Origin of the sequence: Marilutibacter maris (assembly GCF_006546735.2) — a bacterium.
In the GTDB taxonomy this organism is placed as follows: domain Bacteria; phylum Pseudomonadota; class Gammaproteobacteria; order Xanthomonadales; family Xanthomonadaceae; genus Marilutibacter; species Marilutibacter maris.
Genome location: NZ_VICD02000024.1, coordinates 1 through 20592 on the forward strand (window position 1 = coordinate 1; position 20592 = coordinate 20592).

A 20592-nucleotide genomic window follows, 5' to 3' on the forward strand; every position below is an offset into this window, starting at 1 on the left:
GTCGCAACGGATGCCCAGGGTAATGTCGACCTGACGGCCTTCCAGGCCCAATTGCTGATCCAGCAGCATCAGAGCATCGACGGTCTGGACGCGCCCGCCCTGGCGCAGTCGCTGGCCGACTCGCCGGCGATGGGGCGTCCGGACGGACGCGATCAGCTGGAGCCGATGCTGCAGGCGCTGGGCCGACAGTTGCCGCCGCAGGATGCAGAGCGCTTGGCGCAGGCGCTGGACGCGAACAACCTGACCGATTCCCGGTTGGAACGGAACTGGGAGCTGCTGACCGAAGCCGCCGGCGACGCCTTGGACGCGGGCAGGCAGGTGCTGGATCGCACCGACGCCTCGATCAGCGACAGCTTGGCACAGGCCCGTCGCTGGGCCGAGCAGATCCGCGACAACCCGGAAAACAGCTACCTGCAACGATCTGCTGGCCATGTGGCCGGCGGAGCCGCCGAAAAGGCGCAGGAAGGCTATGGCATGGTGAAGGGAGCGGCCGGACACGGCCTGCAAACGCTGGGCGACACCGTCGATCTGGCGACCTTCACCGTGCGGTTCTCGCACGATCGCGACTTCCGCAACATGATCATCGGTGCGGCCGGCATGTACGCCGCCGAAGCCTGGGATGACCCCAGCAAGCCGGTGGACGACGTGACCCGTATCGCCAAGGGCGCGTGGGACGAGTGGAAACAAGGCCTGGACCAGGCCGAGCGCGAAGGCAAAGCCGCCGAGTACATGGGACAGGCCGAGGGCGCTGCGGGTGTAGAAATCCTCGCCACGCTGGTGCCGGTCAGCAAGCTGCCGAAGCTGGCCAAGGTCGCCAAGGCGGCGGACATGGTGGACGACGGCGTTCCACTGCAAACCGGTGGCGTAGGCCGCAAGCTGACCAGGGAAGGGGTGGATGTCCTCACCGAGGTCGGCGATGACTTCCGTCGCGCGCAGGCCAGGGGAGGCGTTGCGGCCGAAAGCGCCGACCTGATGTTCGATGGCCTGGCCGGCGTCCGCCGCAGCCAGGGCGAGTTGCGCGACCTGGTCGACGGCCTACGCCAGACCGGGCACGTCGACGAACTGCTGAAAAGCGGCGCACTGCGCCCTCGCGAGCTGGGCTATCTAGCCCGTCAGAACGTCGACGACTTCAAGAACGTTCCGTTCGACCACGCGCTGACTGCGTCGGTTGGCGGCCGGGAGCTTGCCAAGCTTGGACGCCCGGAAACAGGCGAGATCGGCGAAGCAATCATGGCCCATGATCTAGCCAAGAAGGGCTATCGCGACATCGTCCCTATCCAAAACAACTCAGGCCACGGCAACGACCTGGTGGCGATCAACCCGGACAGCAACAAGTGGGAGATCTTCGAGGTCAAGGCTTCGGTCAAGGGTATTGCCAAAGGGCAAGGGCCAGATCCACAGCCATTGGTCAGTCGAAGAATCGAGTTGGCGGCTGAAGCTGCACCAGGCACCCATTGGGATCCCAAGAACATGTGGGAGGAGGCAGCAAGGCCGACAGCAGAGCGGATTCGTGAAGAGACGGTGGATGCCAAGGGGCGTATGCAGGTCGACACCTACTGGTCTCGCATCAACCTCGAACAAGATCCCGCCACCGGCCTTATCAAGGGCGAACCGAAGGTCGAGCCATGGCTGCCAAAGGCAGAACGTCCGAATCGTCAGTCCCTGCTGGAAGAGTCCATGCCGGTGCCAGGCCTGCAGCTCCCGGACAGCCTCAAGGACCCTGCCCACCCTGGCCACAGCAATTTCCTGCTGGCCCAGGACGCCGTCTACCGGATGGAGTTCGCCAACAAGATCCCGGCCGGCCCGCACAGCGAGCAACTGGCCGCTGCGGTGGCGACCCGGGCCGAAACGGAGGGCCTTCGCCTGGCCAGCATCCAGTTGAAGCAGGGTGTCGGCGGCCAGCTCGACATCATCGAGCGCGGCGCCTACGACGCCCCCGAGAGGCGTGTCGTACTGGACACCCAGCATGCCCTTGGCTGTTCCGTGGAGGAGCACAGCCGCGACTGGTCAGCTGCCCGCTCGCCGCATTATGTCAGCCAGGAGGCAGCGGCCGAGCGCACCCAGGAACATATGCAGGTCCTGCAGCAGCTGTCCGGCAACGACCGGGCCCTGTTCGACCGCATCCGCGACCGGGTGCCGGCGCAAATCGGTGACGACCGCGTGCTGCAGGCGATGGTGCAGGCCCGCGACACCGCCGGCATCGACCGCCCGGAGCGACTCGGCGCGGTGGAGATCCGCGGCGACCAGCTGTCAGTGGTCAGCAACTCGACAGCCCGATTCCGGGCGAACGTCGACCTGTCCGGACAAGCACCGTCGATGCACGAGAGTCTCGATCAGAATAATAGCCTGACCCAGCAACTGGCTCAGCAGCAGACCCTGGAGGCTCAGCAAAGGGAGCAAAGGGAGCAGCAGGGGCAGGTGATGCAGATGGGGTGAGTTCTTATGACGCCCCAGGAGCCAACTGATTAAAATCAGTGCGGATTAGTGCAATAGCACTGTCTCCAGAGAACGTGGCAATGTGATTGCCGGTGCCCGCTTGGCGCATGAAGGCGGCGAACAGAGTTATCGGAGGTAATGCTTGGGACGGGCATTGCCTGAACTTGGTTGCTGATAATCTCTATTATGGGGTAGCAGGAACTTGGTTGGCATTCCAAGCGGCTGCTCCCAACCTAATGCGGACACTTGTCCCGTACAAGGCGACGGGACCTACCCGGGCACTGCTTGCCGCTTCGAACCCAGCGCGAGTTGCCTGATTTATGCTGAGCAAGGGTTTTGTCCGGAACCCACTAAGCATAGAGAGAGAAGCATGCTGCGACTGGGAAACCTCGATTTTGACGATCGGATCCTTGATGCCATCACGGACAGCAAGCTCGTGGTCTTCGCGGGTGCTGGCGTCTCGATGGGCCCGCCGTCGAATCTGGACAGCTTCTGGAGGCTCGCCGAGAAGATCGCTCGCAACACCGGACTTGCGCCAGACCTTCCTCTCGATCGGTTCCTTGGCGTGCTACAGCACCGGGGAGTCGCCGTTCACCAGCGCGCCGTGGAACTGCTTTCGCCAGAAGGAAGTGCTCCCAATGACCTGCACCGCGATCTGATCAGACTGTTCGGTGCAGCTGATCGCATCAAGCTGGTCACCACGAACTTCGATCTCCATTTTGAGACGGCGGCGCAGGAAGTCTACGGCAGCTCGCCGGAAGCCTACCGAGCCCCCGCGCTTCCCTTGGGTTACGACTTCCACGGCATCGTGCATGTGCACGGTGCTCTGCCGCATGCATCCAGTGTCGTACTCACCGATGCCGATTTTGGCCGGGCATACCTGACCGAGGGATGGGCCCGCCGCTTCCTGCTAGACGTCTTTCGCACCCATACCGTTCTGTTCGTCGGCTATAGCCACGACGACGTCGTTATGAACTACCTGGCTAGAGCGCTGCCGGCCGACGGTTCGGCAGAGCGATATGCACTCACAGAAACTGACGGGCAGTGGAATCTTCTCGGAATCCAACCCATTCGGTTCGTCAAGGGCGAAGGCGCTGAGGCATTTCGAGAGCTCTACCACGGCGTGGCGAAGCTTGCCGAACGGGGCGCGCGTGGGGCGCTTGACTGGCAGTCACGGATGCTGGAGCTGGTTGGGCGAGCGCCCCCAGTAGACCCCGAATTGGTTGGTGAGATCGAGCAAGCGCTGAGAGACGTTTCGACCTGTCGCTTGTTCACTGACGTGGCGCGCGATGTCTCTTGGCCTAAGTGGCTGGATGGCAGGAAGCAGTTGGAGGCGTTGTTTCGGCCTGGCGAGCTGCGCGAGCGCGAAGTCCAGGTGGCGCTCTGGCTCGCCAAGCATTATGCGATTGAGCACTTCGACGAATGCTTTGATCTCATCGCGGGCCATGGCCTCAAGCTCAATCCCGTTCTGTGGTGTGCCGTGGGTCGAGAGCTGGGACTGGAGAAGGGCAAGCCGATCGAAGCTGCCACGCTGCGACGGTGGATCCGGCTGCTGCTTGAGAGCGCGCCAGAAAGGGCAGATCGCCACGTGTTGATGTGGCTTGCAGAACGTTGTGAGTCGCTTGGCCTGGTTGACGACGCGCTTTCACTCTTTTTGCAGATGTGCATTCACAAGTTTGAGGTCAAGCGCGGCTATGGCTGGCGGGAAAGCGAGGACGACGAAGAGCGTTTTCGGCTAACGGCTGAATGCTCGCTACAAACAGACCGCTGGACATTGAACGAGGTCTACGAGAATCAGATAAAGCCCCATCTTTCCGAGCTAGCCCAGCCGTTGCTGTCTGGGCTGATCTATCGATTCGAGCGCATGCACGCGGACTTGACAGCGTGGTCGGGTGCGCGGGACGAGTGGGACTCGATGAGCTATCGACGATCCGCGATAGAACCTCACGAACAGGATCGCTACACCGAGGCGTCAGACGTGCTCATCGATGCCGCGCGTGATGCCATGGAGTGGCTCGGGGAAAACCACCCCGGGCAACTTGACGCACAGATTGAGTGCCTGTCGAGCTCGAGGCTTCCCCTGCTTCGGCGATTGGCGGTGCACGCCGTGGCGTCGCATTCTAGCAAGTCGGCGGACGAACGGCTCTCGTGGGTTCGGTCGCATGTTGGACTTGATTCGCTTGCCGAGCATCATGAGGTGCATCGCTTGGCGGCGCTTAGCTATCCGGGCGCTACGGACGTAGCGCGTCAGGCCTTGATCGACGCCATCGTGGCCATCACCTTTGAGGACACCGACAACCGGTTGGACGAAGCACGCACTCAGCGCTTCCAGTTCGATTGGTTGTCGTGGCTGTTGGCGGCGAAGCCCGACTGTGCGCAAGCAGAGGCCGCTCTGGTGCCAGTTCGTGCGCGTTTTCCGCAGTGGGTCGTCTCCGAGCATCCAGACCTCACGCACTGGATGGGCTCGGCGGGGTGGGTCGGATCAGAGAGCCCCTGGCCGACCGAACAATTGATTGCGCAGCCACCGAGGGAGCAGCTTGACGCTCTCCTGGAATTTAGAGGTACCGACTTCGACGGTCCCAGTCGCGAGGGGCTGCTGTCGGCCGTGCGGGACGCGGCTAAGTCGGTCCCCGACTGGGGCTTCCAACTGGTCGCCGAGCTGGAGCAGCGGGCGCTGTGGTCATCCGACTTGTGGTCGGCGACGCTGCGAGGATTCCAGGACGCAGAACTGGACAGCGCACAATGGCGTCGCCTGCTTGAAGCGGTAGGCCGCAATGATCTGCATACCGAGCATGCCCGGGACATCGCAGATGTCCTGCTACGGCTTGTCAAAGACGGCGACAAGCCATTCGCCTCTGAGTTTCTGGCCATCGCAGCCCCGATCGCGGAGCACCTGTGGGTCGTCTTGGACTCCTACGACGATGTCGACTTCGACAACGACTGGCTGACGCGGGCCATCAACCGGCCAAGTGGCGTGTTGGTCGAGTATTGGCTCGCCGCACTCTCGCTCACACTGAAGAACAAAGAGGGCGCGGATTGGGCGATGCCTGCCTATTACCGCGAGCGATTTACCGAAGCCATCAACGATCCGGCGTCGAAAGGAGCTCATGCGCGTTCCCTGTTGGCGAGCCAAGCTGCCTTCCTATTTCGGCTCGACGAGGCGTGGGTGCGGGAGCACTTGATACCTCTGTTCCAGGACGCGGATTCGCGGATTTTCGCACAAGCGTGGCATGGCTTTCTCGCGTGGGGGCGACTGTATCCGCCGCTGGTTGATGCATTGTTGCCCGCTTTCCTGACGGCCGTGGCACGAGCTCCTGCGGAGCTACCGGAACATCGCAAGCGGCTGATAGAGTTCTATGCGGCCTTGTGTGTCTTCCATGTCGACGACCCGCTGCAGCAACTGCTCCCCAACCTCTTCCAGCACGGCGCGGAGGAAGATCGAACCACGTTCGCGTCGCAGATCGAGCACATGCTACGGCAACTGGAACCCTCGGGAATCGACAAGGTCTGGGAGGGTTGGCTCTCTCGCTACTGGCAGGATCGGCTCCAAGGCGTGCTCGCGCCGCTTGCGCCGGGGGAGTGCCGGGAAATGATTGAGTGGCTTCCCCATCTAGGCGCGCACTTTCCAGCGGGGGTGCAGCTAGCGACTCGCATGCCGGCTCTGCCCGCGGAACATAATCATGTCCTGTTCGAGTTGCGCACCAGCGATCTGGTCACTCGTTTCAAGGAAGCTACGGCACAGTTGCTGATCTATCTGTCCGACGGCGTGGCAGAGTACGAACTTGCGTATCTCACTGAGGTGGCAGCGCGACTCGACGCGCTGCCGGATCCCATTCGACTCCGTCTCCAAGAAGCATTGGTACGTGCGGGCGCTCGTTGACGTCCTCGTGCACCCGACCGGCTGAGCTCTCCAGGCGTATGGTCGATCCCAGGACAGGGATTCCTTGATCGTCCCTGTTTGCCTACGGTCGTGTCGGTGACCGGTTCTAGCCGTAGCTGGCCGCGTACCTATACTTCTCTGGCATATTAAATATAGAAACATGCGTCGTTAGGCAGGTTGCCCCCTTCACGTGCTCATCGAAGTTCTAGGCGGCACCGAGGCGAGTCGCGGCTGTTGCAGCTAATGAAAATGATGAGCAAAAGTGTCATGCTTAGGCATCCGGCACCCCGAGTATGGAAGATGGATCATCTCGATGATCTGCCAAAGCGTCACGGTAGCCATGTGACGGAAGAAAAGGCCGAGGCTGATTTCCACAATCTGCTTTCCGATTCTGAAGATTTTGTCCTGCAAGCGACTGATCGCAAAGACTACGGCACCGATTGCCAGATCGAGGTTGTCGATCGCGAGAGCGCGACCAACGTCAGGATTTACATTCAGTTGAAGGGAACGGATCGGGCAGCGAACGCGGATGGATCGATCAGCGTCGAGGTTCGGCGATCAAACCTTAATTACCTGCTGATGCAGCCGCATTCGCTTTTCGTCTGCTACCACGTTTCGAGCGACAAGCTACTGTTCTGTTCCGCCGACGCGGTGGTACGCAAGTACGAACACGATGGTCAGAACTGGTCCCAGCAGCAAACGGTTACAGTCACTTTCACCGAGCCTCTCACCGGAGAGCGTCTGAGATCCTTGGCCGCGTTGGCCAGATCCAGCGCGGCGGCGTCGCGCAACCTCCGCTTCATGCAGGCGACGGCTCGACCCAGTGATCTGCCGCATATCGTGAAGACCGCCCTCCCGTACCTGCACGTACCTGAGGATCAAGCGCAAGCGGCAGAGATGCTTTCAGACCTCTACGAAAATGGCGCGGACAGAATAATAAGCGCAAACTTCGAGAAGTTCGCATCGGCCCTAGGCCCCGAACATGCCGCGATGACGTTCTGCTACATGGCCGAGATCAACCTCAGCATGTGCGGGCAGGTTGGAGATGCAGACCGCGTTGCCGAAGGCATCACGCACCTCACTTCCAAGATCGTCGCCGGCCTCTACATGCCTGGCAGTCTCTATTACTCGATTGGCAATGGGCTGACAGCGCTGGGGCGTGACGAGGAGGCTATCCATGCATACGAGACCGCTCTCAGTCACTTGATTGGCGAGGGGGGCTCCCAGCCGCTGGCAGAATGCTACAAGAACCTCGGCTCCAGCCATGAAAAGCTGGGAAATCAGGAGGAGGCCGTCGAGTGCTTTCGCGAGGCGTTGCGCTACAACGCCCAGCTCCCGGAAGCGCACCTGGCGTTGGGGCTTCACTGCCTCAAGGTGGGAGAGTACAGAAAGGCGCTCGAACATTTCGACCAAGTCATTTTCTCCGGCCGTGCGTACAGCAAGCGTGCCTCGGTCTCGGGTTGGAGAATCAATGCTCTGTTCAATCTCGGCGACGGAAAATCTGCATTCCGTGAGGTTGGTATGCTATTGGGTGATGCCGAAGACGAGGCCTGGATATGGCCTTGGTGCGCGCGGCAAGTCGCAAGCTTCGGGCGCATATCGCCGGAGAGTGCAAGGCTGAGCCTTCTTTTCTGGGACCGTTACCTGAAGGCGCATCCGGACTGCCCCAGCGGCTTGCGCGAACGGCTGGCCAACAAGCTGTACTTGCGTTCTGAAGGACAAGGTTTGGATTTGACCTACCAGCTGTTCAAGGCCGAATTCGATGCAGGAATCCAACACGTGCATGGTGATGCGGCAGCCTACCTCTGGGACCGTCTGGGCCATTGGGCCCAGGATGACAAAAACTGGGACGAGGCCGAACGCTGCTTTCGGTCTGCATACAATCTCGCGGGGGGGCACTATGGCTACTGCCTCGGCACGGCGCTGAACTTCCTCGGTCGAGCCGACGAGAGCTTGCCGATCTTGCGGACTCAGGCCGAGGAGATCCAGCAAGATGACATGAGTTGGTTCCAGGTCGCGATTGCATACGAAAAGTTGGGTCGCGTGTCGGAGTCGATCGACGCATACATGAAGGCCATTGCATTGAACCCCGATTACGCGCTGGCCTGGTTCAACATGGGGGGCGTACATTGGAATGCTGGGGATTTGCTGGAAGCGAGTCGGGTCTGGAAGGAAGCCGTGGACAGATTCCCGGATCACGAGCTGGCGGACCGAATCCGGCGCGATATTCCCTTCGCTCTCAGCTAGAAGTGCTGAGGACTGCCGGGTCACCGCTGCTTATGAACTGTCAGCCCGAAATCAGGAATCGCGCCAAGCATCAGCATTGGGTGCCGCAGTTCCACCTTTGCGACTATGCAACTCCAGAGTCACGCAGGTCGAAGTAGCAGAAGCTATGGATACACTGCAATCGCATTCATTAGCAACTGCAGCTCTAGTGGGGGCGACGATGCCACCGTCATTCACAAATGCATGGCTGTGCAGCAGAGTTCGCCCGTCGCTCATCAGTAGATGGGGGCTATGTTTGTCAAACGGATCCAGCGTCCGCTCGTGAAGAAGCAAAAGTAACTAGCTCCAAAGCATCTAGAGCCCGCGCGGTACTGCGCGCTATCCCTGATCGGCAGAGCAAACCCATGTGAGGTGCGCTCTCAGGTTGATTGGTGTTCGGCCTACGGCCGTAGATCTCCCATCCTCTTCTTGTCTGCGTTCATGCAGGGTTTAGATTCTGGTTGCCCTTGAATCGACAGGATTTTTTCCTTATCGGAAGAGCAATCTATACCAGATTGGAAAACCAATATAATCAATCAGTTGTTTGCCTAAAGTAGTTTGGCCGCAGAGACTCCATCATCAAGTAACACAGAGATGGTGATGGGATGACTACGGAAGAGTACTTGTTGCAACGCTATGGGCCGTTGATGAGTTTGGTGGATCTCGCTGGGCTGCTCGGTCGGTCGCCGGACGGTGTCCGTGTGGCGCTCTATTCGGATTCCGATGTGTCCCGGAAGCTGAAGCCAACGATGCTGCGGGTTGGTCGTCGAGTGTACTTCCGCACCCTACAGGTGAAGGACGCGCTTGCCCTGGACGCGGAGGTTTCGAAGGGAGCCACCTCCTGATGAGGGGGCAGTCGGAATACAGCGGCGCAAATCATCCAATCAGGCTGAAGCGCCGTGCCTATACCTCAGTGCCGGACGACATTCTTACCGACAGTAGACTGAGCTGGCGGGCAAGGGTCTTGCTCGCGTGGATGCTTGGACGTAGCCCGGACTATGACCTGCGCGTCTGGAGTATCCGCAGAACCTTTCGGCTGAGCGATCAGCAATGGGTGAAGGCTCGAAAGGAGATGGAGGAGGTGGGCTACTTCCACCAGAAGCGCTTCCGCGAGAGTAGTGGCAAATTCGGCTGGGATCACACGGTCACGGACACCCCCACATCACCAGCCCCCCAGAAAGCAGGGGGTGGTGAACCAAGGGGTGGCAGGCCGTCTGATGGCAGGCCATCGGGTGGTGAAGGTGGGGATAAACCAACAGAGAAAGCTACCAGTAGGAGTAATACCAGTAAGAGAACAACTACAACCGCAAGACGGCTCGACGAGAGGTCAGTAGAATCTACCGCGCCTGACCAGGGTCAAGAGGGAGGCTTTTCCATGCTGCATTGGCCCCAGCTGTCGGATCAGGAGAGGGGCGCGATAGAGGGGCTGCTGGCGGGCTGCGACACGCAGGTTGCTCAGCAACTGCTCGATGAACTTGCGGGGGCTCTTGAGACGAACAGCATCAAGACCAGCCCGAGTAGGTGGTTCAGGGCGGTGGTCGTGCGTTGCAAGAGAGGGGAGTTCGAGCCAAGCGCCGGAATCGCAGTTGCCGATAGGCGTATCCGCCATCGTTTGGAGGCAGGCAAGAAGCAGGAGGCGAAGAGAGTCGCCGCTCCCGAGCAAGTGCGCTCACACCTGGAGAGCATCGAAACCCTGCTTAAAGGTAGATCGAGCAGCGGTGGTCATTAAGAGGCGTAGTCGGTCGCTGAGATTTCGTGACCTGGAACGATACAGCGACAACTGTGAAAGGGTCGGGGATGTCCAACTGGTTCTGAAGGCTGATCGTAAAAAGGGATATTCCCTCTGGGTTTGCGAAGCTGACGGACCATGTCGGGTACTGACTGACCGTGGTCATCAACTATGGTTCAGGACCGTTGATCAGGCTCTGGACGCGGTTGCCGACATTCCGTACATAGATCGAAACCTGATCATTGACAGGTCAAGTTGGTGAGAAAGTAGGTTCGCTGAGTTGTGTTCCATCTGGAGGGGCGTCGCATCGATACCCCTTCATCTGCGGGACGAGTTGCCCCAAGAATGCGATCGCGTGCCGGGTGCCGAGCTGAAAAGAAGGCTCTGACTGCTAGGAACAGGACTAGCCTGATGCCTGCCTACCGTCGGCTTAGCCGACGCGGCGACCGAAGCTAAGCCCTTCGTGACAGCCGGAATATAGCGGCCTCGTCCCTCCTTAGTTTACCCAAGGAGTGACTGATATGAGAATGATCAAGATCGTCGTGGTGATGGTCGTGCTGACCGTCGCGGGGCGAAGCAGTATGGCCAATGCGCAGATTCCTGTGACGGATACTGCAAGCATTACCACCCGTGCGGCGGAGCACGCCGAGAACCTCGCGAAGTATGTCGAGCAGATCACCCAGCTCAAGAGCCAGCTCGAACAGCTGGAGCAGCAGACGACCGCGCTGACCGGCAGTCGGAACTTGGGCGAGGTGTTCAACAACCCGCAGCTTCGCGACTACCTGCCGCAGGACTGGCAGGGCGTCTACGACTCCGTGAAGAACGGCGGTTACGAGGGCCTGACCGGCGCCGCGGCCGGCATCCTTCGCCAGAACCAGGTGTTCGATGCTTGCGCCTCGGTGAAGATCGCCGAGCAGAAGCGCACGTGTGAGGCGTCGGCGGCGAAGTCGTCGCAGGACATGGCATTCGCGTCGGGAGCCTACGAGGCGGCACAGAAGCGCCTCGACCAGATCGGCCAACTCATGGGCCAGATCAACCAGACCACCGATCCGAAGGCCATCGCGGAGCTTCAGGGCCGCATCGCGAGCGAACAGGCCATGATCGCCAACGAGCAGACCAAGTTGCAGCTCTACGAAATGATGGCTGACGCACAGGGTCGAATGCTGGAACAACGCCAACGTGAACTCAACGCGAGACTGAACGCGAGACGCGGATACTCGCCGCTACCTCGCGTCGATCTCTGAGGGGGATATATGAGCTCGATATTCCTAGCCTGTCTTCTGTTGATTGTCGTAGCTGTTTCCAGCTTTCCAGTCCGATTCTGGCTCGCCGTGCGCAGGTACGGTAAGCCGCGTTTCGATGCGGCCGTTCGCCTGAATGGCCACATGCTGAGCCTGGACGTTGTGACGATCTTCCTGGCTATGCTGGCTTTCCATTGGGTCGGACAGGACTGGTTCGGCCTTGCGCTGCCAGGGATGCGCGCACCCCATCCACAGATAATGGCCATTCTCTCGACATGCGCCTGCATGCTCGTCGCCATGGTCAATGGCAGTCGTCGTTTCGACGACGCGACACGGGTCGGCATGCCGGAGGCCGTACTGCGCTGGCTCGTGACTCAGCAGATCATCACGGCAGCAGAAGTTTCAGCCGTTGTGACCAGCCCCATCCGCATTCGCAGGGAGCTTTGACTATGCATAAGGCGATCATAGTTGTTGGATTGGTGCTGGCCGTGGCCGCGTGTAGTGACGGTGAGCCCGCGCGCTCTGTTGAGTGGTTCAAGGCTCATGCAGAGGAGCGAGCAGTCACCTTGACTGCATGCCGAAACAACGCTGGCGAGACGGGGGTGTCGCCAAACTGCATCAATGCGCAGGCGGCGGAGAATGCCTTGGCCAACACTCGAAGGGGGTACTCGCCGCTGCCATCGCCAATCACCACGGAGGACTAGGACATGTCTGATCCCATGATCTTCCAGTTCATCGGCGAGTCGATAACCGCTGTGATGGATACCTATGTCCAGTCCACCGTTCCTCAGGTGATCGCCAGGATCACGGCAACGGCGGTCGTCATGGGAAGCCTGTACTACGCTTGCATTGGATTGCTGATTGCCATGGGGCGAATCGAAGGAGTCCTGTCCACATTGATGCTTTCGGCAGGGAAGTTCCTCCTCATCGGCGTCTTCGCACTTTCGGCTGGGAACTATATGGAGTGGGTTGTGGCTACAGGGCATGGTCTCGAGGAGGGGCTTGCACAGACCTTCTCGGGTTCCGCGGCAGAAAGTCCAACATCCGTCTATCAGGTGCTCGATGACTCGATCGGCAGAGGATGGGACCTGGCGGGAGACCTTTGGAGCCGTGCTGCGGACAGAGGGGTCACCGAAACAGGAATGATGGTGGGGGAGTATCTCAACGCTGTCATCATTGCGTTGGCCACCTTGATCATTGCGGTTCCTGCGGGAGCAATGATCGTGGCCTCCAAGACACTCCTGGAGCTTCTGCTTGGGATCGGTCCATTCTTCATCATGATGCTCATGTGGCCGGCGACCAAGGCATTCTTCGACCGCTGGTTCGGAGAGGTCATGACAGTGGTTCTGCAGATCGCGCTTGTAACCGCCGTGCTGGCCTTCGCGATGAAGATCTTTGTCGCTATGGTAGGCGCTATCGACATCGACAGCCTCGATGCCAGTCCGTTCTTCGACGCACTTAGACTCATTGCTGTCACCATGGTGATGCTGTGGGTGATGTATGTCGTGTATCAAAAGGCAGCCAGTCTTGCAGGGGGCATGTCGTCTGCGGCAATCACGTTTGGGGCGGTTGCTGCCCGGGCGGTAGGCCTGAGTAGTAGCGCTGCCGGCGCAGTCAACGCGCCGTCCACCCGACGAGATCTGGAGTCGGGCATGATGACAACCGCGGGTCGCCTGAACCACCTGGCAGCTGGTAATGCCGTATGGAACCCAAGGTACGCTCGGCACGTGCTCGGGCAGTTCGGCAAGAACTGGGGCCTGCCAGAACGACGGACAGGTGGAACCGTCAGAGGGCGCTGACTCTCACGGTGGCCCCGCTTCGGCGGGGCCTTCCTTTTTGAGGGAGCGGCTTTGTCGGGAATGGGACACGTTGCTGATTTTGGGGCGAGGCCGGCTTTAGCGACAGGAGATGCTTCACCCGTCGACGTCTCTCTATATCGAGGGCGTAAGTCTCGGGGCGCTGCCCCAAACCCTGCCCTCGCCGGGAGGCAGGGATGCAGCAGGTACAGCCCACTGCCTCCCTGCGTGAAGGTTGGGAGCCTTCGCCAGCATCAAGGGTTTGCTTCGCCGGCACCCTCACCCGGTCCCGACCTTCGGCCGAGCTGCGGCTTCCGGTGCCGCCCTTGACCCTGCCTACGGCCGGCAAGACAGATTCAGCGCACGTCGGCACGAGGTCATCTGAGTCTTGGACATGTCCAAGAAATCGGATGCGCCTTTGACTGGGTCGGATGAGACAGCTACGGCTGTGACTCACAGCGAACAATTTCTGCCAGAACCCTTGGTACGTATAGGGTTCCGAAGGAGTCAGTAAGGCGCCGAAGGAGCCTGGACCAAGCAACGAGCTCGGGTGGAGCCCTCGCACCGTGTCCAGCTGGCAAGACAGATTCAGCGTGTATCAGTCCGAGACCTTCAAAACCTTGGACATGTCCAAGGAAGTGCGCCGGTACAGGCCCGCTGATACCGCGCCAAGCCAGCTATGCAAGACAGATTCAGCGCGATTCCAGTCTGGGATGCATGAACCTTGGACCTGTCCAAGGTTCATGGTCGGTCCCGCAAGCGATTGTAGACGCTGTGAGCCCTGTCCACCCCGACTGCTTAGCTCCCAGAAATTTCGTCATGACGAAGGAACGGGGGGCGACAGACTAGTGCCTCTGCCCGACGGCAGCAGAAGGCATCTAGGGATGGGTGCTCGATCGCATCATCATCCCCGCAACTCGGGGCGATGGCCTGCATGAGCTACCCGATCTCAGCGCGAAGTCGCGGTCGGATACCTCCGGTCGTAAGGGCAGCCGGGAAAGGGCCAGTTGGCGGTTCAGATCGGAAAAGTCTTCGTCATGACGAAAAAATGCAAGGCGCGAGAGCTATTGCAGGATAGGCTAATCGCCGGTAGGTTGTGCGCACACCTCGCACAACCGAGCAATGGCATTGCCATTGCGTATGCCCCCCAAGGGCTGGAGGACAGTGACAGCGGTCCGTCGCGCAGCTTGAGGAATTGACCTTGGAGAGCCAGAGCAGGCGTTTGAACGTGCATCTAGGACCGGAGCTGAAATCCCGGTGGTCGGCGTACTGTCAGGCGCGCGGTATGAAGCCGGGCGCCGCGCTGAAAGAAGCTATTGAGCGACAGCTAGCCCAGGCAGAGCAAAAGCCTGAGCCGCGAAAGTTCCAGCAGACGAAGGAAGCACCCCAAGACGAGGCGATGGAGAGGTTTGAGATCCTCCTCACTCGTTCCGAGAAATCGGCGATCCGCGAGCGTTCCAACATTGAGCGGTGCTCGATGCGACGCTGGATTGTGGATGCGATCCGGGTGGGGCTGACGGGGGAACCTCAGTTCGGTACAAGTGAGGTCGAGGCTCTCACCGAATCGAACTACCAGTTACGCGGAGTCGGCCGCAACTTGAACCAGCTCACCAGACGTGCAAATGAGGGCAAGCCTGTCCACGTCCCAGTCGAGCAGGCAAAGGCGCTTAGCGACCGAATCGACAAGCACTTTAAGGTCGTTACGGCTGCTGTTCGTGCCAGCCTTGAGCGATGGAATCTGAAGTGAGCGCGGAGCCGGGGGCGAGAATATAGGTTCCGATAAGACATGTGTTCTGGATGTTCTGGAGCAGTCTGCGAGTCTTGATTGTGTAGCTGAGGTCGAGAATGGGTGCAGGCTAAGACCACTAGAAAAAGCGCAGTTCTTCCGTCAGTTGCCGCTCGGGTGACAGTGCAAAGCCTGTGAAGATCTGTCTCGGAGCGGGCTGGGAAAGTGTATGAAGAGCTCACTAGTAGATTGAGCAGGTTCATTAACTTCTATGAAAGCCCAAGATGCTGTTGATGAGTGTCTGAAAGAGTTTGCCCGCGTACAGCCAAACGGAGTGCTGGATGCTTCTCAGTTGCCACGCGATGGCAGGCTTCCAGCGATGCTCCGAGCGGAAAACTCTAAAGAGATCTGGTTCAGTTCGCGTGCTCTGGAGTGCGTGAATTGGCTCGGTCGTTTGTTGCACCAGGAACTCAAGGTGGATGGGGTCATTCGTGTCGAAGAGTTCTCCGGGCTTGTGCGAAAGGCTTTGGTAGATGGCTACTGCGACGGGCGGCTCGTGTGTGGTGATTCGGCGTTGCTCGAAGGGATTCGCCAGATGCTTGCTGTCTCTTTGGATGCTGCTAAACGGTCTATAACTCACTCGTTCCCAGCATGGTCTGTAGAACTAGGTGGCCAGGCTTTACAGGTGGGGCCGGCCACTATCTATCCGTTAGCACAGTGGCTAAGACGACAGCAATTTAGCGCAAGGGTGGGGGCTGCATTCTTCACTCCAGAGCTGCCCGAGGCTGGCTGGAAAGTGCGCTTTGAAGCGTACCTCTCGGGCGAACTTGAGCAGCAGCATGTTGATCCGGCTTGCATGTTGGCCGATGCGGTTGGCGACTGCTCGCATGTTGTTGTGGTAACCATGCCGCCGATGGAGGGCGAGATCTCGCGTCAGCAGGCACGCCTGTTAGCGCAAGCCGCACTTGATGTTATTGCGCTCATATTCGAATCACCGATGTATCACAGACGTTGGATATTGCGTGACCAGCCTTCCGCTCCAGAGTGCTATGGCGAAGTATCAGCTTTTGATTTTGCGTTGAGTGTTCCGAGTGCGCCAAAGCATGATCATCGCAGCCCATTCAGTGCAAGAAAAAATGCTGAGGCTCTTGGTCGAAGAGGTGGCCTTGTCGAGGCGGCCGGTCAAGTCCTTGACGCTGTGCAGAGTTCTGATCCAGATGCGGTCAATATTGATTCGGCCCGGAGGTGGTTCACTGCTCTGATGTGGGCTGGTCAGGGTGCGCGTGAACCCAATGATGCTATTGCCTCGACGCAGTTTGCTAGTAGCCTGGATATTCTGGCTCGGGCGAACGGATATCACCCCATACTGGAGATGGCATGTGGACTACTTGGCGTCAGCCCAGAAGCTGTCGTAACTCGTTCTAGTCCATCGCATCGATCAGGCATGACACTGCGGCAGGTCGTGAAGTGCGTCTATGGACGAGGACGGTCTCAGGTCCTGCATGGGAGTATCGTCAACCCAATGGATCGACATGCTGTTGAGCGTGAGATGGGCGGATTCCTAGCTCGAGCCTGTCTGCGAGAAGCAGTACTAGTCGTTCCGAAGATGGATGACCGTGTAGGCCAGAATTTTTGGAGTGCTCGGTCGAGTAGCTCCGACTCGGAGTCACCTGTCTAATGGCAGGATCGCGTGTTGCGGGCTATAGCGGGTATAGAGTCTTCTATAGCACGTAGCCTTGCAGATAGAGGGTGCTTGCTGCTTCAAGAAAAGTTCGATCATGAGTGTTGATTACAAGGAGTAGTTCAGTTAATGACAAGGATGAATCACTCGGATAGACCATTTTTCAGTTGGTCCATTTCGGACTTGGAGAAGGCATTTGAGGAGCGCTCAACCGAGCAGGATTTTATAGAGGTGTTGGCCGAGGAGTTAGTACACCGTCAGACCGAACGAGCCAGACGTCTAGAGGCTAAAGTTCGAAGTGTTCGCTTACGTATTGGTGGCGATACGCCAACAGAACATGCAGCTGCTGAGGATCAGTGTGTCCTTCAGGGCCAGGAGTATGTTCAACACCCATCAGTAGATAGGGTTGAAGCCCCGATGCCACTTGTGACTAATGTGCCCATTCAGATCCTGGGTGCTTGGGCGGCGCTTGAGGTGCTCAATCCTCAGACCTTTGGAAGTCCACACGAACTAGCCTCCAAACGAGAACGAGCGCTAGTAGCAGACTTCAATCGAGGCTTGCCCTGGGAAATAGGCGATAGAGGGCGGCGTGACAAGAAAATATTTTACCATGTTGTGCTCGGCACGATCGATGCTGCCCGAGCCTTCGCTGCTTTGCTCGATCGGTATGTCGATTCCCGTTCTGAGAGGCCCCGCGTCAAGGCGGAGGCGGTGTTGGCTTCAGTCATAGTTGACAAGAATGGCGTGCTTGTACCAGATGATCCGGTAGTAGTATCAAGCTTCGCGTGGGGATTGCCTGTGGCGCTAACCAGCGATCTTTCGGAGCTTGCTGGCTGGTCTTCAGTTGTTGAACGACTCCAGGACGGTTTAGCGAAGCAGTTGCGTCGAAGCGGAAGTGATGGAAAAGAGCGGCCGCTTGACCATGGTCTCATTCAAGGTGCATACCATTGGCTGTTAAGTGAACTAAGGTTGTCGGAAGCCTTCGTTCGGCCTCCGCGATTTGCGATTCGGGTGTTTCAAGACTTCCGTCTGCGAAAGGCTCCAGATGCGCTCTTACTGAACAGTTTCTATCTGGGGGACCTCTCTCGCGCCCAAGCATGCTTTGCGCGAGGTGATGCACCAAGGGCGCTTCAGCTCTACATCGGCCAGGAAAAGCCACCAATCCGTCGCGACCTGCTACGAGATTCAGCTGCGCTGGAGGATGCAGTTGCCCCTTCTTCTATTCCTTCCGCAAGGTGGCCCGGGCCAGGGCGCCACCCGCTGGTATTGTTACAGCAAGCGGCTGTGAACCTTGCGCTTGATGGAAGGGATGAATCTGGCGTTGTTGCCGTCAACGGTCCACCTGGCACCGGCAAGACCACGCTACTGCGTGACGTTGTGGCAGCACTTGTCACCCGGCGCGCTGAGGCTATGTGCAGCTTCGACGATCCGGCTCGAGCCTTTTCTGACAGTGGGCAGCGACTCAAACTTGGGAGTGAGAGCGCCAATTTGTATGGAGTTAATCGAGATCTTAAAGGTTTCGAGATACTAGTAGCCTCCTCAAACAATGGCGCTGTGGAGAATATAAGCGCCGAGCTTCCAGCCCAGAGTGCGGTCGCTAGTGATGCTGGTCTTTCGTATTTTAAGGCGCTTGCGGAAGAGCTCATAGAGAGGCCCGCTTGGGGTCTGATCGCTGGCGTTCTTGGGAACGCCAGTAATCGTGCACGTTTTGCGAGGAAGTTTTGGTGGGATCAGGAAGTAGGCTTGGCAACGTATTTGGCCGAGGCTGCCGGTACTCCGCAGTGGATTGAAGAGGTAGGGCAGGGTGGCGCAAAGATACGTCGTCGCCCGCGCCTCGTCGTAGAGGCGTCCGCTCCCTCGTCGCATAGTGAGGCGCTGAAGCGATGGGAGGTCGCCCGTGCTGTGTTTCGGCAACGCTCAGAGAGGGTCAGCGAGCTCCTGTCAAGCCTTGAGGAGGTGCGCTACTCGGTACAGAACCTTCCGGAGCTTGCGGCTGCCGCTTCTTCTTCCCGCGTTAGGCGCGATGCGGCTTCGACGCGAGTAGCGCAGCTGGAGGCCGGATTTCGTGAGGCTCTCTCTGAAGAGGCTACGGCAGATATAGCAGTCAAGCGCGCTCAGGAGGAGTTGACTGCACATGACGCTAGAAGGCCGTGGCTTCTGGCTAGGGTTTTCCGCACCGTCGCTGCCAGGCGATGGATTGCTGAGCGAGAACTGCTAGCGGAGGTGCTGAAAATCGCAACAGCTAGTCGAGTGGACTGCAAGAGGGTTGTGGCTAGGTTGGAGGGCGAGTGCAGAGTCGCCATGGCCGCCGCGCGAGAGCTTGCACTCGAGGCTGAGGCGAGTGAGAGGGCCTTTAGTGCCGCGCGCAGCACGCTAGATGAAGGTAGGGCTCGCCTGGGAGATCGGCTTGTGGACTCCGAGTATTTCGAGCGTGCGCATGATGTGCGACATCAGTCGGTGCCCTGGTGTGATTCTGTCGCGCACCAAGCTAGGGATGAACTGTTTGCAGCGGCAATGGAGGTGCATAAGGCCTTCATCGATGCGGCAGCCAAGCCCATTCGGAGCAACCTGGCTGGTCTAATGAAGGCTATGGGGACGGCTGGAAGTAGTGCATTTGGTGGTGCGAAAGCGCCATTGCTAGAGGAGGTATGGGCTACGTTGTTCTTAGTTGTACCTGTAGTCTCAACCACGTTTGCCTCGGTGGAACGGATGCTAGGAGCTCTACCGCCAGAGTCGCTGGGGTGGCTCCTGATCGACGAGGCAGGGCAAGCAATACCACAAGCAGCTGTCGGCGCCATACTTCGGTGCCGGAAGGCGATCGTTGTTGGCGATCCAGTGCAGATTGAACCTGTGGTTCCTCTCCCCGAATCTCTGACCCAAACAATCTGCCGTCGCTTCGGAGTCGATCCGGATCATTTCAACGCGCCAGAGGCGTCAGCTCAAACGCTTGCTGACGCAGCGACATCGTACATGGCTGAGTTCCTCGGCCGACAAGGTAGTCGCACGGTTGGAGTGCCGCTTCTTGTGCACCGGCGCTGTGCGGATCCAATGTTCGGAGTTGCCAATGCTGTGGCGTACCAGCACTTGATGGTTCATGCAAAGGAGCCTAAGCCATCGGAAATAGCGAACTGTCTGGGGCCCTCGCGATGGATAGATGTTCAGGGCGCCGGCCATGACAAGTGGTGTGCGCAGGAGGGTGAGGTAGTGTTGGAGCTGTTGCGAAAACTGGCCGATGCTGGCGCTTCTCCCGACCTCTACATAATCTCGCCATTCCGAATGGTCGAATCTAGTCTTTCTCGACTACTGCTCGATAGTGGAGTTTTAGCGTCCATGACGGAAGATCCGGGGAAGTGGGTGAGAGAGCGTGTTGGTACTGTTCATACGGCTCAAGGCCGGGAGGCTGAGGCAGTAATCTTCGTGCTTGGAGCTCCAGAGCAGGATCAGCGCGGAGCGCGAGGTTGGGCCGGCGGACGACCGAACTTGCTCAATGTCGCGTTGACTCGGGCGCAAGAAGTCGTTTATGTCGTGGGGAATCGCAAGCTTTGGCGAGAGGCCGGGGTGTTTGGCGACCTCCACTCTGGTATGCCGTAGTGGCTGGGATGATTTCCTGACCGTTGGGAGTAGAGGTGAGGTACGGCCCAGGCTACTGATCAGTCGCCCGGGCTTGGCTAGGGGGTATTCTCTACGCCATGGGTCTTCGTCAGTAGGTCTGCAATGCTCAGAGAGGGCCTAGATGTGATCTCTCAGTAGGTTGTTCATCCGGGGCGATCCCGGAATTCTGTAGGTGCGACCCAAACAGCACCCCAGGAGCCCCGGATGAACCTGCATAAACATGCCC

General features: G+C 58.9%; 12 protein-coding genes. All 12 read left to right on the forward strand.

Annotation, left to right across the window (positions count from 1 at the left end; genetic code table 11):
- Nucleotides 1-2436, forward strand: a 2436-nt coding sequence (locus tag FKV24_RS19105) for an XVIPCD domain-containing protein (protein WP_170288179.1), incomplete at its 5' end; no start/stop codon positions are given.
- Nucleotides 2437-2806: 370 nt separating this feature from the next.
- Nucleotides 2807-6316: a DUF4020 domain-containing protein gene (locus FKV24_RS02235; protein WP_141481044.1), complete on the forward strand. Its 3510-nt coding sequence runs from the start codon at nucleotides 2807-2809 to the stop codon at nucleotides 6314-6316.
- Nucleotides 6317-6616: 300 nt separating this feature from the next.
- Nucleotides 6617-8563, forward strand: a complete 1947-nt coding sequence (locus FKV24_RS02240) for a tetratricopeptide repeat protein (RefSeq protein ID WP_141481045.1) — start codon at nucleotides 6617-6619, stop codon at nucleotides 8561-8563.
- Nucleotides 8564-9186: 623 nt separating this feature from the next.
- Nucleotides 9187-9426 (forward strand): plasmid-related protein, encoded by a 240-nt coding sequence (locus tag FKV24_RS02245; RefSeq protein WP_141481046.1) that lies wholly within the window; start codon nucleotides 9187-9189, stop codon nucleotides 9424-9426.
- Nucleotides 9427-9956: 530 nt separating this feature from the next.
- Entirely contained in the window at nucleotides 9957-10310 is a 354-nt protein-coding gene (locus FKV24_RS02250) for a hypothetical protein (protein WP_141481047.1), read from the forward strand.
- 527 nt (nucleotides 10311-10837) lie between these two features.
- Nucleotides 10838-11554: a P-type DNA transfer protein VirB5 gene (gene virB5, locus FKV24_RS02260; RefSeq protein ID WP_249040875.1), complete on the forward strand. Its 717-nt coding sequence runs from the start codon at nucleotides 10838-10840 to the stop codon at nucleotides 11552-11554.
- A gap of 141 nt (nucleotides 11555-11695) precedes the next feature.
- Nucleotides 11696-11998 carry a hypothetical protein gene (locus FKV24_RS02265; RefSeq protein ID WP_141481050.1) on the forward strand — a complete coding sequence of 101 codons (303 nt, stop codon included), beginning with the start codon at nucleotides 11696-11698 and terminating at the stop codon, nucleotides 11996-11998.
- 2 nt (nucleotides 11999-12000) lie between these two features.
- Nucleotides 12001-12255 (forward strand): EexN family lipoprotein, encoded by a 255-nt coding sequence (locus tag FKV24_RS02270; RefSeq protein WP_141481051.1) that lies wholly within the window; start codon nucleotides 12001-12003, stop codon nucleotides 12253-12255.
- Nucleotides 12256-12258: 3 nt separating this feature from the next.
- Complete coding sequence (locus FKV24_RS02275) at nucleotides 12259-13350, forward strand: TrbL/VirB6 family protein (RefSeq protein WP_249040876.1); 1092 nt, start codon at nucleotides 12259-12261, stop codon at nucleotides 13348-13350.
- Nucleotides 13351-14632: 1282 nt separating this feature from the next.
- Nucleotides 14633-15094 carry a plasmid mobilization relaxosome protein MobC gene (gene mobC / locus FKV24_RS02280; protein WP_141481052.1) on the forward strand — a complete coding sequence of 154 codons (462 nt, stop codon included), beginning with the start codon at nucleotides 14633-14635 and terminating at the stop codon, nucleotides 15092-15094.
- A gap of 250 nt (nucleotides 15095-15344) precedes the next feature.
- The gene (locus tag FKV24_RS02285; protein WP_141481053.1) at nucleotides 15345-16751 is read left to right on the forward strand and encodes a hypothetical protein; all 1407 of its coding nucleotides are present in this window, start codon (nucleotides 15345-15347) and stop codon (nucleotides 16749-16751) included.
- Between the two features lie 186 nt (nucleotides 16752-16937).
- Nucleotides 16938-20345, forward strand: a complete 3408-nt coding sequence (locus tag FKV24_RS02290) for a DEAD/DEAH box helicase (protein ID WP_170288180.1) — start codon at nucleotides 16938-16940, stop codon at nucleotides 20343-20345.
- Nucleotides 20346-20592 lie beyond the last annotated feature (247 nt).

Coding starts and splice junctions, on each gene's coding strand:
- FKV24_RS02235 (WP_141481044.1), top strand. CDS start 2,807: ATGCTGCGACTGGGAAACCTCGATTTTGACGATCGGATCCTTGATGCC.
- FKV24_RS02245 (WP_141481046.1), top strand. CDS start 9,187: ATGACTACGGAAGAGTACTTGTTGCAACGCTATGGGCCGTTGATGAGT.
- mobC (WP_141481052.1), top strand. CDS start 14,633: ATGAAGCCGGGCGCCGCGCTGAAAGAAGCTATTGAGCGACAGCTAGCC.
- FKV24_RS02265 (WP_141481050.1), top strand. CDS start 11,696: ATGCTGAGCCTGGACGTTGTGACGATCTTCCTGGCTATGCTGGCTTTC.
- FKV24_RS02275 (WP_249040876.1), top strand. CDS start 12,259: ATGTCTGATCCCATGATCTTCCAGTTCATCGGCGAGTCGATAACCGCT.
- virB5 (WP_249040875.1), top strand. CDS start 10,838: ATGATCAAGATCGTCGTGGTGATGGTCGTGCTGACCGTCGCGGGGCGA.
- FKV24_RS02270 (WP_141481051.1), top strand. CDS start 12,001: ATGCATAAGGCGATCATAGTTGTTGGATTGGTGCTGGCCGTGGCCGCG.
- FKV24_RS02250 (WP_141481047.1), top strand. CDS start 9,957: ATGCTGCATTGGCCCCAGCTGTCGGATCAGGAGAGGGGCGCGATAGAG.
- FKV24_RS02285 (WP_141481053.1), top strand. CDS start 15,345: ATGAAAGCCCAAGATGCTGTTGATGAGTGTCTGAAAGAGTTTGCCCGC.
- FKV24_RS02240 (WP_141481045.1), top strand. CDS start 6,617: ATGGATCATCTCGATGATCTGCCAAAGCGTCACGGTAGCCATGTGACG.